The organism is Streptomyces sp. NPDC002795, from assembly GCF_042888725.1.
In the GTDB taxonomy this organism is placed as follows: Bacteria; Actinomycetota; Actinomycetes; order Streptomycetales; family Streptomycetaceae; genus Streptomyces.
The window spans coordinates 1-15,810 of sequence record NZ_JBIAQB010000009.1; the positions used below are offsets into that span (position 1 = coordinate 1).

At 72.2% G+C, this 15,810-nt stretch carries 15 protein-coding genes, 1 other RNA gene and 1 pseudogene; 9 read left to right on the top strand and 8 right to left on the bottom strand.

What is annotated here, in order from left to right; translation table 11 throughout:
• Positions 1-96: 96 nt before the first annotated feature.
• Positions 97-1,293: a sensor histidine kinase gene (locus tag ACFYWS_RS26200; RefSeq protein WP_389280562.1), complete on the bottom strand. Its 1,197-nt coding sequence runs from the start codon at positions 1,291-1,293 to the stop codon at positions 97-99.
• Positions 1,294-1,574: 281 nt separating this feature from the next.
• Between ACFYWS_RS26200 and ACFYWS_RS26205 the strand changes: the two genes are divergently transcribed.
• From ACFYWS_RS26205 to ACFYWS_RS26215, 3 genes are all read left to right on the top strand, one after another.
• Entirely contained in the window at positions 1,575-2,429 is an 855-nt protein-coding gene (locus ACFYWS_RS26205; RefSeq protein ID WP_389280563.1) for a MaoC/PaaZ C-terminal domain-containing protein, read from the top strand.
• Positions 2,430-2,470: 41 nt separating this feature from the next.
• Positions 2,471-3,547 carry a Zn-dependent alcohol dehydrogenase gene (locus tag ACFYWS_RS26210; RefSeq protein ID WP_389280564.1) on the top strand — a complete coding sequence of 359 codons (1,077 nt, stop codon included), beginning with the start codon at positions 2,471-2,473 and terminating at the stop codon, positions 3,545-3,547.
• A 101-nt stretch (positions 3,548-3,648) separates the two neighbouring features.
• Positions 3,649-4,587 (top strand): 3-oxoacyl-ACP reductase, encoded by a 939-nt coding sequence (locus ACFYWS_RS26215; protein ID WP_389280565.1) that lies wholly within the window; start codon positions 3,649-3,651, stop codon positions 4,585-4,587.
• A 95-nt stretch (positions 4,588-4,682) separates the two neighbouring features.
• On the opposite strand, the gene ACFYWS_RS26220 is transcribed toward ACFYWS_RS26215, so the two are convergent.
• Positions 4,683-4,853 carry a hypothetical protein gene (locus ACFYWS_RS26220; protein WP_389280566.1) on the bottom strand — a complete coding sequence of 57 codons (171 nt, stop codon included), beginning with the start codon at positions 4,851-4,853 and terminating at the stop codon, positions 4,683-4,685.
• 55 nt (positions 4,854-4,908) lie between these two features.
• Positions 4,909-6,069: a hypothetical protein gene (locus ACFYWS_RS26225; RefSeq protein WP_389280567.1), complete on the bottom strand. Its 1,161-nt coding sequence runs from the start codon at positions 6,067-6,069 to the stop codon at positions 4,909-4,911.
• Between the two features lie 211 nt (positions 6,070-6,280).
• Between ACFYWS_RS26225 and ACFYWS_RS26230 the strand changes: the two genes are divergently transcribed.
• The 3 genes and pseudogenes from ACFYWS_RS26230 to ACFYWS_RS26240 form a co-directional block, all read left to right on the top strand.
• On the top strand, positions 6,281-7,141 hold the full coding sequence (locus ACFYWS_RS26230) for a Nif3-like dinuclear metal center hexameric protein (protein ID WP_389280568.1): 861 nt from the start codon (positions 6,281-6,283) through the stop codon (positions 7,139-7,141).
• Positions 7,138-7,881 (top strand): zinc ribbon domain-containing protein, encoded by a 744-nt coding sequence (locus ACFYWS_RS26235; protein WP_389281042.1) that lies wholly within the window; start codon positions 7,138-7,140, stop codon positions 7,879-7,881. Before ACFYWS_RS26230 ends, ACFYWS_RS26235 begins: the two co-directional genes overlap by 4 nt.
• Before the next feature lie 31 nt (positions 7,882-7,912).
• Positions 7,913-8,572, top strand: a pseudogene (locus tag ACFYWS_RS26240) (histidine phosphatase family protein); the annotation flags it as partial.
• A gap of 7 nt (positions 8,573-8,579) precedes the next feature.
• On the opposite strand, the gene eda reads toward ACFYWS_RS26240, so the two are convergent.
• Complete coding sequence (gene eda / locus ACFYWS_RS26245) at positions 8,580-9,224, bottom strand: bifunctional 4-hydroxy-2-oxoglutarate aldolase/2-dehydro-3-deoxy-phosphogluconate aldolase (RefSeq protein WP_389280569.1); 645 nt, start codon at positions 9,222-9,224, stop codon at positions 8,580-8,582.
• Between the two features lie 73 nt (positions 9,225-9,297).
• Entirely contained in the window at positions 9,298-10,080 is a 783-nt protein-coding gene (gene yaaA, locus ACFYWS_RS26250) for a peroxide stress protein YaaA (RefSeq protein ID WP_389280570.1), read from the bottom strand.
• 93 nt (positions 10,081-10,173) lie between these two features.
• Here yaaA and ACFYWS_RS26255 point away from each other — a divergent pair, with 93 nt between their 5' ends.
• The gene (locus ACFYWS_RS26255; protein WP_389280571.1) at positions 10,174-11,619 is read left to right on the top strand and encodes an RNB domain-containing ribonuclease; all 1,446 of its coding nucleotides are present in this window, start codon (positions 10,174-10,176) and stop codon (positions 11,617-11,619) included.
• On the opposite strand, the gene ACFYWS_RS26260 is transcribed toward ACFYWS_RS26255, so the two are convergent.
• Positions 11,606-12,388 carry a hypothetical protein gene (locus ACFYWS_RS26260; protein ID WP_389280572.1) on the bottom strand — a complete coding sequence of 261 codons (783 nt, stop codon included), beginning with the start codon at positions 12,386-12,388 and terminating at the stop codon, positions 11,606-11,608. The genes ACFYWS_RS26255 and ACFYWS_RS26260 overlap by 14 nt on opposite strands.
• Entirely contained in the window at positions 12,385-13,149 is a 765-nt protein-coding gene (locus tag ACFYWS_RS26265) for a MerR family transcriptional regulator (protein WP_389280573.1), read from the bottom strand. Before ACFYWS_RS26265 ends, ACFYWS_RS26260 begins: the two co-directional genes overlap by 4 nt.
• An 84-nt stretch (positions 13,150-13,233) precedes the next feature.
• Between ACFYWS_RS26265 and rnpB the strand changes: the two genes are divergently transcribed.
• Positions 13,234-13,643, top strand: an RNA gene (gene rnpB / locus ACFYWS_RS26270) — RNase P RNA component class A.
• A 32-nt stretch (positions 13,644-13,675) separates the two neighbouring features.
• On the opposite strand, the gene ACFYWS_RS26275 is transcribed toward rnpB, so the two are convergent.
• Positions 13,676-14,380 (bottom strand): DNA-binding response regulator, encoded by a 705-nt coding sequence (locus ACFYWS_RS26275; RefSeq protein ID WP_389280574.1) that lies wholly within the window; start codon positions 14,378-14,380, stop codon positions 13,676-13,678.
• 229 nt (positions 14,381-14,609) lie between these two features.
• Between ACFYWS_RS26275 and ACFYWS_RS26280 the strand changes: the two genes are divergently transcribed.
• On the top strand, positions 14,610-15,773 hold the full coding sequence (locus ACFYWS_RS26280; RefSeq protein ID WP_389280575.1) for a sensor histidine kinase: 1,164 nt from the start codon (positions 14,610-14,612) through the stop codon (positions 15,771-15,773).
• The last annotated feature ends 37 nt before the right edge of the window (positions 15,774-15,810 follow it).

Here is a 15,810-nt window from a genome sequence, read left to right on the forward strand (position 1 = left end):
CAGCACCCCCCGGATCATCAACGACAGGGGCAACAAGTCCTACCGGCCCTGGAGGCCACGAACCCGAACCGGGCTCCACGAAAACGGTAATGGGCGTCACGGCTGGGGAGCCGTGGTGGGCGGGGTGAGTTTGCGGTCTGTCGTCGGGAGTTCCGCGCGGACCTCGAAGCCGCCCGCAGGGGACTCGCCCGCCTCCAGGGACCCGCCCGCCGCCGCGAGGCGTTCGGTCAGGCCCTTGAGGCCGGTGCCGCCGACGGCGGGTGCGGGGCCCGCCCCGTTGTCCGTGACCCGGAGCCGGACCAGGTCGTCCGCACCCTCGATGGTGATCGTGCAGGTCGTGGCCGCGCTGTGCCGGATCGCGTTCGTCACCGCCTCCCGCACCACCCACCCCAGCAACGCCTCCGTCCGCGCCGACAACGGCGGCCCCGACTGACGTACGACGGGCTCGATGGCCGCCGCTGTGAGGGCCGAGCGTGCCCGGTCCAGCTCCATGGCGAGGCTCCCCTCCCGGTAGCCGCTCACCGCCTCGCGGATCTCGGTGAGCGCCTGCCGGCCCACCGCCTCGATGTCGCTGACCTGATCGAGCGCCGCGTCGATGTCGCGCGGCGCGATACGGCGCGCGGCCTCCGACTTCACCACGATCACCGAAAGCGTGTGGCCGAGCAGATCGTGCAGGTCACGGGAGAAGCGCAGCCGTTCCTCGGCCACCGCGTTGCGCGCCAGCTCCTCCCGGGTCGCGCGCAGCTCCCGTACGGTCTCGCCGAGCGAGAGGATCGCCGCGGTCACCATCGTCGAAAGGAACGTGGCGTAGCCGACGGTCGCCCCCGTGCTCGGGTTCTGCGCACCGGCGACGGCGCCGCCGAGCGCGGAGAGAACGATGGCGACCTTGACGAGGTGCCGCCCCCGCATCGCCGCCCCGGCCGCGAGCCCGAGCAGCGGGAAGAACGCCACCCAGCTGCCGCCGTACAGACCCGCGAGCGTGCACGTCACGACGGCCATCGCGAGCAGCGCGAGGCGGGTGGAGAGGGCGTCGCGGGTGACCGGGACGAAGGACCGGAACGCCACGTAGATGTAGAGGGAGTTGAAGGTCAGGAGGCCGATGCCGCCGACCCAGGGGTTCGGGGTCTCGCCCTGGAGGAGGTTCGAGAGCGCTCCGAGGCCGAGGACCAGCCAGGGCAGCATCGTGTACCCGTTCACCCGTGCGCCGCCGATGCCGGCGACGGGCCAGTCCTGCTTGCCCGCCCCGTCCCGCCTGTCGCACTCCCGGCCGGCCGCCTTCGTCTTCGATGTCATGCCGGAAGCGTACGAACGGGTACCCAGGGGAGGGCAGATCCGCTTGTCCCCGGTTCGGCAGTACAAATGTCACGGCCGTCGCCCGGCCGCCCGTATCTGACGTAGTGTCAGAAAACCCGTTCGCGACTCTTCCCAAGCCAACCGCACTTGGCTATACATGGGGATCGCCGGAGGAATGAAACAGGTTCTAGAACCGATCCGGCCCGTGACGACCTCGGTGCGGCCGACGGTGCGGACGGTCGCACCGAGGTCTTCGACCAGCCTTAGGAGCGTTTGCCTCAATGCCCATCGACGCCGCGAAGGCCGTAGCCGCAGAGCCCAGGTCCGCCGAGATCACCTGGGACCATAAGGACATCCAGCTCTACCACCTGGGTCTCGGCGCGGGCCGCCCCGCCACCGACCCCGACGAGCTGCGCTACACGCTCGAGTCGAAGCTGCACGTCCTGCCGAGCTTCGCGACCGTCGCGGGCGCCGGCATGGGCGTCGTCGGCGGCCTCTCCGCGCCCGGCGTCGACGTGAACCTCGCGCACGTGCTGCACGGCGGCCAGACCATCGAGCTGCACCGCCCCATCCCGGTCAAGGGCAGGGCCACGACCACCTCGCGCGTCGCCGCCGTCTACGACAAGACCAAGGCCGCCGTGCTCGTGCTGCGCAGCGAAGTCGCCGACGCGGACGGCCCGTTGTGGACCAGCGACTCCCAGATCTTCGTACGAGGAGAGGGCGGGTTCGGCGGCGAGCGCGGCCCCTCCGAGCGCCTCGACGTCCCCGAGCGCGCGCCCGACCGCACCGTCGAGCGCGCCATCCGCGAGGACCAGGCCCTCCTCTACCGCCTCTCCGGCGACTGGAACCCGCTGCACGCCGACCCGGAGTTCGCCAAGCTGGCCGGCTTCGACAAGCCGATCCTGCACGGCCTGTGCAGCTACGGCATGACGCTGAAGGCGGTCGCGGACACGGCTCTCGGCGGCGACGTCTCCCGCATCACCCGGTACAGCACACGCTTCGCCGGGATCGTCCTCCCCGGCGAGACGCTGCGCATCCGTATGTGGGAGCAGCCGGGCCGGGTGCAGGTCACGGTCACCGCGGTGGAACGCGAGGACACGCCGGTGCTCGCGGACACGCTCGTCGACCACAACTGAGCCCCGCAGGAAGCAGATCACACCCGAAGGAGCCGCACGCCATGCGAGCAGCCGTACTGCACGAGATAGGCCAGGACAAACTCGAGGTACTGGACGACGTCGAGACGGTCGGCTTCGGCCCGGGCAAGGTACGGGTCCGGCTGCGCGCCACCGGCCTGTGCCACTCCGACGTCTCCGCGATGAACGGGGTGCTGCCGCAGCCGGCCCCGTTCATCCCGGGACACGAGGGCGCGGGCGAGATCATCGAGGTCGGCGACGGCGTCACGAACCTGGCCCCGGGCCAGCGGGTCCTGATGTGCTGGCTGCCCGCCTGCGGCACCTGCCCCGCCTGCAAGCGCGGCCAGACCGAGCTCTGTCTCGCCGGATTCATGAACGCCGGCACCCCCAACTTCAAGCGCCCCGGCGGCGACGTCTTCGGCTTCGCGGGAACCGGCACCTTCACCGAGGAGGTCGTGGTCGACGCGGCGTGCGCCGTACCGATCCCCGACGACGTGCCCTTCGACATCGCGGCGCTCATCGGCTGCGGCGTCACCACCGGGCTCGGCGCCGCGATCAACACCGCTGACGTGCAGGCCGGCTCGTCCGTCGCCGTCATCGGCTGCGGCGGCGTCGGCATCTCCGCGATCCAGGGCGCGCGGCTCAAGGGCGCGGCGCAGATCGTCGCCGTGGACCCGGTGGAGTCGCGGCGCGAGTCGGCCCTCAAGTTCGGCGCGACGCAGGCGATCTCACCGGACGAACTGGCCGACGCCAAGCAGAACATCACCGGCGGCGAGGGCTTCGACTACGTCTTCGAGGTCGTCGGCAAGTCCGCCACCGCCCGCACGGCGTACGAGACGACGCGCCGCGGCGGCACGCTCTGCGTCGTCGGCGCGGGCGCGATGGACGACTTCCTCCAACTCAACATGTTCGAGCTGTTCTTCGACGAGAAGAAGATCCTGCCGTCGATGTACGGCGGCGGTGACGTCCTCCAGTCCTACGAGCGGGCGATCGCCCTGTGGCGGGCGGGACGCATCGACCTGGAGTCCCTGATCACCCACCGGGTGCCCCTGTCGGAGATCAACGAGGCCATCGACCAGATGCGAACGGGCGTCGCGCTGCGAACGTGCATCGAGCTGTAGGCGATCAAGCCCCTGCGGTGATTGAGCAGCGGGGTCCGGGGCAGAGCCCCGCGCCCGCAACGCCGTCGCAGCAACACATCTCGGAGAGGAACCGCAACCGTATGTCTACGCCGCTCACCGGCCGCACGGCCATCGTCACGGGTGCCGGCCGCGGCCTCGGCCGTGCCGAAGCCCTCGAACTCGCCCGCCTCGGCGCCAACGTCGTCGTCAACGACTTCGGCCAACCCGGCAGGGACGGCTCCGGCGAGGCCACGACAGGCCCCGCGGAGCAGGTCGTCGCGGAGATCGAGGCCGCGGGCGGTACAGCCACCGCGCACACCGGTGACGTAGCCGACCACCAACAGGCCGGGGAACTCGTCCAGTTGGCGATCGACACCTACGGTCAACTGGACATCCTGGTCAACAACGCCGGTATCCTCCGCGACCGCATGATCTTCTCGATGACCGAGCAGGAGTGGGACTCGGTCATCCACGTCCACCTCAAGGGCCACTACAACACCAGCCACTTCGCGGCCCGCCACTGGCGCGAGGCCTCGAAGGCGGCCGGCGGCCCGGTCTACGGGCGCGTCATCAACACCTCGTCCGAGGCGTTCCTCGCGGGCTCGGCAGGTCAGCCCAACTACGCCGCGGCGAAGGGCGGCATCGTGGGGCTGACCACGTCCACGGCGCTCGCGCTCGCCAAGTACGGGGTGACCGCCAACGTCATTTGCCCCAGGGCCCGCACCCGTATGACGGAGGACGTCTTCGCCGGGTTCGCCGAGCCGGAGGACGGGCTCGACCCGCTCGCGCCCGAGCACGTCGCCCCGCTCGTCGGCTACCTCGCCGCACCCGCCGCGGGCAACGTCAACGGCCAACTGCTCGTGGTGCACGGCGGCATGGTCGCCGTCGTCGACCGGCCCAGGGTGCAGGCGAAGTTCGACACGGCCAAGGACGCGTTCACGTACGACGAACTCGACGCGCTGCTCACCCCGCACTACAAGGACCGGCCCCCGAACGAGACGTTCGCGGCCGCGGAGGTGCTCGGCCTCAAACACGGCTGAGACCGGCCGAGGACATGACTGTCTGGACATGACTGAGGGGCCCGGCTCGCGCCGGGCCCCTCAGAGATACGTTTCCTCACATCGAGTGTCGAGCGTTACGCCTCGTCGGCACGCGGCCCACGGTGCCGCCCGCGCGGCCTCGATTCCTGGTCGCCGCCCACCATGGACGGCGAGGACACCTCGCCGCGGTGCCGACCCGAGCCGGCCCGCGCGCGGTGCGCCGTCTCCGTGTCGAACTCGACATCTGTGCCGTTGCCTTGCGCCATCGGAACATTCACCCCGTAAACACGTACAAGATCTTTCAGTTGCAGCCGGGAAAGTCTAACGGTCCGTGGCTCGGCCACCGAGGGGTGCCTGGGCCAGGGGGACGGGACGCGCCGCGGCGGGTTCCGGCGGTCCGGACTCCTCCCTCGGCTCCCGCCGCGCGGGGCCGGGCTCGGGCGCGGGGAGCCTCGCGAGCCCGCACGGCACCTCCTCGGTGACGTATGGGAGGGAGAGCACCCCGTCGCGCGAGAAGAAGCCGCTGCCCGCGAGCCATCCGCCGGGCGCCGCGACCTGATGCATCCGGCCGTCCGCGGGCCGCCACAGGCCGAGCCACGGGGCGCCGCCCTCCGCGCTCGCCACGTGCAGCGCCACCGCGCAGCCCTCCGGCATCAGCGACTGTCCCGGCTGGATGGCGAAGGGCGTCAGCTCGCAGTCGGTGAGGCGCAGCGACTCAGGGAAGCGGATCGGCAGCGTACTGCCCAACACGCCCCAGCCGAGCCGGAGTTCACCCGGCGTCGGAGCGTCCGAGCGGAGCAGGATCAGGCCGCTGTCGAGATCGGCGAGAAGCAGCCGGTCCTCGCTGTCCTCGGCGATCTGGAGGAGTGGGGAGACCTCGCCGCCCCGGTCCAGATCCACCACCACCGTCTTCACCGGGCCGCCGTCGCCCGCGCCGCCCGCGTCCGCCGGTGCGCGGTCGAGGGCGAGCAGCCGGGCCTCGCGGGACAGCCAGACCCCGCCCGAGCAGTGCCCCGGCACCTCGGCGAGCAGTTCGGGCCCGGAGCCGGTGCCGGCCACCTGCCACACCGCGGTCGACTTCTCGCCGGCCGCCAGCGCGTAGCCACACCGCCCGTCGGGCGCGGGCGGCAGCAGGGTGAGCTCCTCGCACTCCACGGACCCGAGCGGCACCTCGCCCGTGCCGGGGCCCGTCGGGTAGAGCAGCGAGAACATCTGGCGCCCCGCCGCGGCGCGCTGGATCAGCACCCGGCCGTCGGTGAGGGGCAGCACGGCGGTGCCGGGCTCCTCCGGCTGGGGTCCCGGCAGCGGGACCGCGTACGGCTCGGGTCCGTCCAGGGTCCAGCGCTCGGGGAACCACGAGTCGGGGCTCGTGCCGTGCCGTGCGAGGCGCGCCGCGTACGACGCGTCCATCGTGAGCACACATCCGGTGTGCGGCGGTCGTGCCCGAGTCTCCGGCGTGGGTTCCGTGGCCAGAGCCGTCATGGATCAGTCACCTCCGCTTGTTCGGGCCGACGCTAGTTTTCGCACGAACCTCCGTGGCACCTCGCGCCCGCCGTTTCACACGAAAGGTGGGCCATGCCCCGAATTGGCTGTGAACGATGGGTCCCGTGTGCTCTCCTGCTCACCCCTTCCGGGCCGGGGCGGGACGGGCCGGGCTTGGGGGTGGGGCGGGCGGCGCAGGTAACCTGTCTGCGTGCCCCGTCTGTCTGAAGTAACCGCCGCTCTCGAAGCCCTCTGGCCCCCGGCCCTCGCCGAGGGATGGGACGCGGTCGGCACGGTCGCCGGCGACCCGGACGCCGAGGTGGGCCGGGTGCTCTTCGCCGTCGACCCCGTCCAGGAGATCGTCGACGAGGCGGTGAAGCTCGGCGCGGACCTGCTGGTCACCCACCACCCCCTCTACCTGCGCGGTACGACGACGGTGGCGGCCTCGCACTTCAAGGGCCGCGCCGTCCACACGCTGATCAAGAACGACATCGCGCTGCACGTCGCGCACACCAACGCCGACAAGGCCGACCCCGGCGTCTCCGACGCACTCGCGGGCGCGCTCGACGTCCGCGTCGTACGCCCGCTGGTCCCGGACCCCACCGACCCCACGGGCCGCCGCGGCCTCGGCCGGGTCTGCGAGCTGGAGCACCCGCTGACGCTGCGCGAGCTCGCGGGCCGCGCCGCCGACTGGCTGCCGGCCACCGCGCAGGGCATCCGGGTCGCGGGGGACCTCGACGCGAGGGTGCGTACGATCGCTGTGAGCGGTGGCTCCGGCGACAGCCTCTTCGACGAGGTGCGTGCGGCGGGCGTCGACGCTTTCCTCACCGCGGACCTGCGCCACCACCCGGTGAGCGAGGCCCGCGAGACCACGCCTCTGGCGCTGCTCGACGCGGCGCACTGGGCCACCGAGTGGCCCTGGTGCGAGCTGGCCGCAGCTCAGCTCGACGAGATCTCCGACCGCGAGGGATGGGACCTGCGGGTCCACGTCTCGAACACGGTCACCGATCCCTGGACCGCCCACGCGGCGTCCTCCCCTCAGTCTGTATCTACTTTTGGAGCCCCCAACTGAACGCCGCGCCCGCCGACCAGATCCGTCTTCTCGACGTCCAGGCCCTGGACACCCGTCTCCAGCAACTCGCTCACAAGGAGCGGTCGCTGCCCGAGCACGCCGAGGTCGAGTCGCTGACCAAGGACCTCACGCAGCTGCGCGACCTGCACGTCGCCGCGACGACCGAGGAGAGCGACTGCGCCCGCGAGCAGACCAAGGCCGAGCAGGACGTCGACCAGGTCCGCCAGCGCGCCGCCCGCGACCAGAAGCGCCTCGACTCCGGCGCGGTCACGTCCCCCAAGGACCTGGAGAACCTGCAGCGCGAGATCGTCTCGCTGGCCAAGCGCCAGGGTGACCTGGAGGACGTCGTCCTTGAGGTCATGGAGCGCCGCGAGTCCGCGCAGGAGCGCGCGGGTGAGCTGTCCGAGCGGCTCTCCTCGGTGCAGGCCAAGGCCGACGACGCGGTCTCGCGGCGTGACGGGGCGGCTGCCGCCATCGAGGCCGACATCTCCTCCGCCACCAAGGAGCGCGAGGTCGTCGCCGGGTCGATCCCGGCGGAGTTGCTGAAGCTGTACGACAAGCTTCGCGTGAAGGAGGGCGGGGTCGGCGCGGCCAAGCTGTTCCAGCGGCGCTGTGAGGGGTGCCGGCTCGAGCTGAACATCACGGAGCTGAACGAGGTCCGGGCGGCTGCGGCGGATGCCGTGGTGCGGTGCGAGAACTGTCGGCGGATCCTGGTGCGGACGTCCGAGTCGGGGCTGTAGGCGGATGGCGTCGCGGTCGCGGGGCTCTGCCCCGGACCCCGCTGCTCAAACGCCGCAGGGGCTTGATTTGACCGGCTCCACCTTCCTCCTGCTTCGGCACGGGGAGACCGCCCTCACGCCCGAGAAGAGGTTTTCCGGGAGTGGGGGCGGGGACCCCGAGTTGTCCGAGGTCGGGCGGTCGCAGGCCGCGGCCGCCGCCGATGCCCTGGCCGCGCGTGGCGGCGTCGAGGCGATCGTCGCCTCGCCCCTCACGCGCTGCCGGGAGACCGCCGCCGTCGTCGCCGCGCGCCTCGGACTCGACGTACACGTCGACGAAGGGCTGCGCGAGACGCACTTCGGCGCGTGGGAGGGGCTCACGTTCAAGGAGGCGGGCGCCCGCTACCCGGACGACCTGAGCGCCTGGCTCGCCTCGTCCGACGCCGCCCCGACCGGCGGGGGCGAGAGCTTCGCCGAGGTCGCCGAGCGGGTCGCAGAGGCGCGGGACCGGCTGACCGTCGCGTACCGGGGGCGCACCGCGCTGCTGGTCAGCCACGTGACGCCGATCAAGACGCTGGTGCGGCTCGCGCTCGGCGCCCCCGCGGAGGCGATGTTCCGCATGGAGCTCGCGGCGGCGTCCCTGACCACGGTCGCGTACTACGCGGACGGGAACGCGAGCGTGCGCTGCCTCAACGAGACAGCGCACCTGGCGTAGGGACCGCTCAGCGCAGCGAGGACGCCTCGCGGGCCAGGGCCTCGACCCGGTCCCAGTCCTTCGCCGCGATCGCGTCGGCGGGGAGCATCCAACTGCCGCCCACGCAGCCGACGTTCTTCAGCGCGAGATAGCCGGGCGCGTTGGCCGGCGAGACGCCGCCCGTGGGGCAGAACCGGGCCTGCGGCAGCGGGCCCGCCAGCGACTTCAGGTACGCGGTGCCGCCCGCGGCCTCCGCCGGGAAGAACTTCATCTCGTGCACGCCGCGTTCGAGCAGCGCCACGACCTCCGACGTCGTGGAGACGCCCGGCAGGAACGGCACGCCCGACCCCTTCATCGCGTCGAGCAGCGTGTCCGTCCAGCCGGGGCTGACCAGGAAGCGGGCGCCCGCGGCCACCGAGTCGGCGACGTTCGCGGGCGAGATCACGGTGCCCGCGCCGACGACGGCGTCCGGGACCTCGGCGGCGATCGCCCGGATCGCGTCGAGCGCGGCGGGCGTGCGCAGGGTCACCTCGATGGCGGGGAGGCCGCCCGCGACGAGCGCCCGCGCGAGCGGCACCGCGTCAGCGACATCCTCCACCACGACGACGGGGACGACGGGGGCGAGATCCAGCACGGAGGCGGAGCCGGCAGAGGCGGCGGCAGTCGAGGTCATGGCCCCATCCTGCCCCGCCCGCAGCAGCATGCGCAAAGGGCGTTGCGCATGCTGCAATCGATGGTGTCGCGGGTCAGTGGACCTCGTCCACCAGCACGTCCAGGTTCCACGGCCGCCCGGCCTTCGCGGGCTCCTCGACCTCCACGACGTACCCGAGGCCCCGCAGTACGTCGACGAGCTCGGCGGGCCCGGCCGGCGCGGATCCCGCCATCAGCAGCGACCGGACGATCCGCCCCTTGGTCGCCTTGTTGAAGTGAGAGACGACCTTGCGGGTCGGCGCGTGCAGCACGCGCACCGTCGCCGTCCGATCCGCCACCTCGCCCTTCGGCTTCCACGCGCTCGCGTACGCGGAGGACCGCAGGTCCAGTACGAGCCCGTCACCGGCGGCCGCCGGCATCACCTCGGCCATAGGCCCGCGCCAGTACGCCCCGAGCGCGCCGAGCCCCGGCAGCTTCACGCCCATCGAGCACCGGTAGGAGGGGATCCTGTCGGTCACGCCGACCGCGCCCCACAGCCCGGAGAACACGAGCAGTGACTTCGCCGCCCGCTTCTTCGCGGCGGCGTCGAGGGAGGCCAGGTCCAGGGCGTCGTACAGGACGCCGGTGTAGATCTCGCCCGCCGGGCGCGCGCCCGCCGTGCGCAGCTCCACGTTCTTGGCGATCTCGCCGCGCAGCCCCTCGCTCAGGCCGAGCACCTCGCGCGCCTTCTCCTCGTCGGCCGCGCACAGCTCCACCAGCTCGTCCAGGACGGCCGCCCGCGCCTCGGCGAGCCCCGGCAGCGCGAGCCCTTCCGGCTTCAGCGGCGCCCCGCGTCCGGAAGCGGCCTTACCCTCCGACGGCGGCAACAGCACAAGCACGGGGCACTCCTCAAGCACGTACGGGAACACAAGGGGATTCGACGCCCCAGCCTACGGCGTGCCGTCCCCGCTGCCCGCGCCTACGCTCGTGCCATGCCCCGCCGCCACCTCCGTGTGACCGGCGCCGCGCGGGAGCCGCTCGGCGCCGTGCTGCGCGAACTGCGTACGAAGCTGGACGTGCCCGAGGAGTTCCCGGCCGACGTGCTCGCGGAAGCGGAGCGCGTCGCCGCCGCGCCGCCCTGGCTCCCGGACCGCGACGAGACGGCGGTCCCCTTCTTCACGATCGACCCGCCCACGTCGACCGACCTCGACCAGGCCATGCACCTGTCCCGGCGCCCGGGCGGCGGCTACCGCGTGCGGTACGCGATCGCCGACGTCGCCGCGTACGTCACACCCGGCGGCGCCCTCGACGTCGAGGCGCACCGCCGCGTCACCACCCTCTACTTCCCCGACGAGAAGGTCCCGCTGCACCCCACCGCGCTCAGCGAGGGCGCCGCCAGCCTGCTGCCCGACCAGACCTGCCCGGCCGTCCTGTGGACGATCGACCTGGACGCCGACGGGCGCGCCGAGACCACCGACGTCGTCCGCGCCCTCGTCCGCAGCCGCGCCAAGCTCGACTACGCGGGCGTGCAGAAGGCCATCGACGACGGGAGCGCCGAGGAGCCGGTCGCCCTGCTCAAGGACATCGGGCTGCTGCGCGAACAGCTGGAGGTCGAACGCGGCGGCATCTCGCTCGATGTGCCCGAGCAGGAGATCGTCGCGAGCGACACCGCGTACGAACTCGCCTACCGTGCCCCGCTGCCCGCCGATTCATGGAACGCCCAGATCTCGCTGCTCACCGGCATGGCGGCCGCCGATCTGATGCTCGCCTCGGGCACCGGCATCCTGCGTACGCTGCCGACCGCCCCCGACGGCGCGGTCGGCCGTCTTCGCCGCACCGCGAAGGCCCTGCACATCGAGTGGCCGCACCACGTCCCGTACTCCGACCTCGTCCGCTCCCTCGACCCGCGCATCCCGCACCACGCCGCGTTCCTCCAGGAGTGCACGACGCTGCTGCGCGGCGCGGGCTACACGGCCTTCCGCGGCGGCGAGGCCCCGGCGCTCGCCACACACGCCGCCGTCGCCGCGCCCTACACCCACTGCACGGCCCCGCTGCGCCGCCTCGTCGACCGCTACGCGTCCGAGCTGTGCCTCGCCGCTTGCGCCGGGCGGGGCGTTCCCGAATGGGTGTTGACGGCTCTGGACGAGCTCCCGAAGGAAATGGCGGAAGGCACCCGCCGCGCGAACACCGTGGAGCGCGAGTGCGTCGACATCGTCGAGGCGGCGCTCCTGGGGCACCGGGTCGGCGAGATCTTCGACGCGGTGGTCGTGGACGTGAAGGACCGTGAACCGGCCGCCGGGACCGTGCAGTTGACCGACCCCGCCGTCGTCGCCCGGGTCGAGGGCGGCACGTCCGCGCTGCCGCTGGGGGAGCGGCTGCGGGTCCGGCTCACGCAGGCGGACCCGGGGTCGATGAAGGTGCTGTTCACGCCGGCGTGAGCCGCTGCTCCAGGGCGCGCGCGAGCCGCTCGGGATCCTCCGCGTGCAGGCGCACCAGGTGGATGTCCTGCGGGCGGCCGAGGAACGTGAAGTGCCGTACGGGGTCGGTGAGTTCGAGGGTGATGCTGGTCTGGGCGCCGACGTCCAGATTCAGTTCGCCCTCGCGCGGCGTGTGCGTGTACTTGTTCTCTCGGCGCACCGACGCGATCCGCTCCAGCGGTATCCGCAGATCCACATGGGCGGCGCGGCGCACCCGCAGCGCGTCATCGGTGACGACGTGCGGCCGGGTGACGGACGCCGCGTGCAGGCCGAGCACCATCAGCACCGTGTAGACGTCGAGGAAAAGGACGATGTGATGGAGCGTGGGCCAGTCGCGCAGCAACGCCCACATCCCGAAGGACTCGACGACGCACACGAACGTGATGCCGTACATCATCACGGCCTGGCCCCGCGCGTACGGGAACGCGCTCGCCCCGGCCGGAACCCCGTGCCGCCGCCGCGCCGCCCACCGCACGAGGCTCGCGAACACCCGCAGCTCGTGCCCGGCGATCCGGCGGACCTTGTCGGGAACGACCTCCCGCACGGCGTCCCGGCCGCCGCGCCGGTACAGCACGGCGAGCCCGCAGACCTCGACGACGAGCACCGCGACGACCGCGGCCTCGACGGCGCGGGGCGGCCGCGTGCCCGCCAACAGACATACGGTGACGACCAGTTCGGCGGCCAGGGCCGCGTAGGCGAGGACGCGCAGCGACGTCCGCAGGGCCGTCACGGCGCACCGCCCTCGGCGGCCATGTGCAGCGCACGCCGTACGGCCTCGGCCTGGGCGGGGGAGAAGTCGGCGAGGAAGGTGTCGAGCAGGGTGTTCCCCTCCGCGAGCGCCTCGCCGGTCGGCAGGTCGGGCGGTACGCACGCGGCCAGCGCCCGCGCCGCCTCGGCCACCCGGGGGTCGTCCACCGGGGCGTCGGCGAGCGCGTCGAGCCGCGCGTACACGTCCCGGGCGGCAGCGAGGGCGTCGGGACCGGAAAGGGCGGGCAGCAGCACCGACATCAGCTGCTCGCGGTCCTCGGGCGGCGCCGCCGTGTCGATGAGGGCGAGCACCTCGCGGTCCTTCGCGGCCATCGGCGACTCGCGCAGCTCGTCCCCCAGCTCGCCGAAGAACGCGCTCAGTTCGGGGGACAAAGGCCCATCGGCGGGCAGTCGCCCCCGCTCGGCGTCGGACAGCAGATCCCGCAGCCGCGCCCGCCGCTCGTGGATGGCGGCCTCCTGGCGGGCCAGATCGGCGTCCAGCTCGGCGAGCACCTCGACGAGGTCGCGCCCCGCGTCCTCCGCGAGCACGTCCCGCACCTCGGGCAGCCCGAGCCCCAGCTCGGTCAACCGCCGGATCCGGGCGAGCTCGATGGCATGCCGCAGCCCGTACTCCCGGTACCCATTGGCGAGGCGTTCGGGCTCGGGCAGCAGCCCGAGGTGGTGATAGTGCCTGATGGCGCGTGTGGTGACACCGACGATCCGGGCCAGCTCTCCGATCCGCATGCCCTCAGTAGAAACGTTGACGCTACGGCAGGGTCAAGCGGACGGGTGCCGCCACGCCGCCAGGTAGGATGGCCGCACGGCAGACGAGCCGGGCGGGCGGCCGCGTGGGATCCCTTCGGGGGTTTCCCGAGGAACGTCCGGGCTCCACAGGGCAAGGTGGTGGCTAACGGCCACCCGGGGTGACCCGCGGGACAGTGCCACAGAAAACAGACCGCCGGGGACCGCAAGGCCCTCGGTAAGGGTGAAACGGTGGTGTAAGAGACCACCAGCGCCTGAGGTGACTCAGGCGGCTAGGTAAACCCCACCTGGAGCAAGGTCAAGAGGGACCGCCTCTTCGGAGACGGTTCTGCGCGGACGATCGAGGGCTGCCCGCCCGATGTTCGCGGGTAGACCGCAGGAGGCCGGTGGCAACGCCGGTCGTAGATGGATGGCCGTCGCCCCGACGACCGCGAGGTCCCGGGGCACAGAACCCGGCGTACAGCCCGACTCGTCTGCCTTCGCACCCCGGCCCTAGGGCGTGTCCTGCTCAGGCGCCCTGGCCCAGCAGCAGCTCCGGCTGTCCGCCGAAGCCCGCGTCGCGGGCGCGGATCGCGGCCGAGGCGCGGTCGTGGACCTCCAGCTTGGCGAAGATGCGGGTGACGTAGTTACGGACCGTCTTTTCGGCGAGGAAGAGCCGGCGGGCGATCTGCTGGTTTCTCAGGCCGTCCGCGAGAAGTTCGAGGATTTCCAGTTCGCGCGCGGTCAGATCCGCGAATCCTGTCAGCTCCGGAATGCTCGGCATCGTGGAGAAGTATCTGCTGAATCTGGCCGCGATCGTACGGCTGAATACAGCCCCGCCCTGGGCCACGATGCGAATGGAGTGGAGTAGTTCTTCCGGTGAACCGATGCGCGAGATATAGCCGTTGACACCGACGCGCAGAGCCGCCACTATCACGTCGTCGTCATCGTTCCGCGACACGACGAGAGTTTTCGGTCGGCTCGTCGCGTGTCCGTACGTGGAAAGAGTCGCTTGTACGTTCTCGCAGATGAACCGCTTCGACGGCGGCTCGCCGAGGATGATGACGTGGGGCCGTGCCGTCGTGCTCGGCTGACATCGGCGGCCGTCCGTGCTGTCGCCGGGGTGACATATGAGAGTCATCGAGGCGTCCTCGTCGACGATCGCCCTGATGCCGGCGAGCGCCACGGGGTCGTCGCTGCGAATCAGCAGGTTTATTTCGACGGCTGATGTCATTTCCCGAAGACTCCTTCTAGTCATCATCCGCCCGCGTGGGAGATGAGAGAGGTGGGGGAGGAGGGGGCATGGCGCTACGCGTGTTGAGTATGTGGAGGTGATTTAGGGGAACGCAAGTTCTCCTTTCAAGTGGGGTGGTTACCTTCCGGTTAGGGGCGGCCCAGCGATGGTTCTCGGTCAGTGCGGGTGGCGTTGGACGTGTGACCGGTCGAACGAATACTTTCGCCGCATGGTCGTTAGCCGCGTGGTCGATATCCGTGCCCGGCGCCTGGTCCTGCTCGACGTGCCGGCCGCGCTCGGGTTCGCGCTGCTGGTGCAACTGGCGCCGCTGCGGCCCGCGCTGGAGGGCGCGGCGGCGGGCGCGGGTGGCTGGCCGCTCTCCCTCGCCGCCGCGCTGCCCCTGGTCGCACGACGCCTGTGGCCGCTTCCGGTCTTTGGATTCGTGCTGGTCGTGGCCTGTGCGGCACTCACGTACGGGCTCGGCCCGATCCCCTTTCTCGCCGCCGCCTACGCCCTGTACCCGGTGGCCGTGACGCGGCGCGGGACCGGCCGCACCGCGGTCGTCGTCGGCGGGATCTGCGTGGCCGGCGCGGGCCTGCTGACCATGAGCGGCGGCCGCCACTACGAGGGCGGGACCGGCGCCGTGCAGGGGGTGTTCGGGGTGCTGGTCCTCGGCGCGACCTGGACGGCGGGGGCGGCCGTGGGGGAGCGGCGGGAGAGCCTGCGGCGCGTCATCGAGCAGACCGCCGAGCGGGCCAAGGTCGAGGAACGCCTGCGCATCGCCCGCGACATCCACGACGTGGTCACGCACAGCGTGGGCCTCATCGCGGTCAAGGCCGGCGTCGCCAACCACGTCGTCGACATCCGCCCCGACGAAGCGCGGGAGGCCCTCGTCGTGATCGAGGACGTCAGCCGTAAGGCACTGCGTGACATGCGGTCCACCCTCACGTTGCTGCGCAGGGACGAGGAGGCTCCCGACCGGGCCGACCCCGGCGACCTGCGGCCTCTGCCCGGGCTCGGCGCCCTGTCCGAGCTCGCGGCGACGGCCGAGGCCGCGGGCGTCCGCGTCGACCTGCGCGCGCACTGGCCGCAGCAGCCCCCGGACGGCGTCGCCACCTCCGCGTACCGCATCGTGCAGGAAGCCCTGACCAACGCCGTGAAGCACGCCGCCCCGACGAGTTGCCGGGTCCGGGTGGCGGCGGAGGAAGGCCTGTTGGCCATCGACGTCGTCGACGAGGGGCCGGCGCCGGGGGCGCCGCACCGGCCCGCCGTGCCCGGCGGCGGCCTCGGCCTGGTCGGGATGCGGGAGCGGGCCGCCGCCCACGGCGGCACCCTCACGGCGGGGCCGCGCGCGGGCGGCGGCTTCCGGGTCGAGGCGACCCTGCCGTATTGAGGGGCCGCGACGCCGTACCCGGATCGAGCTGCGACGG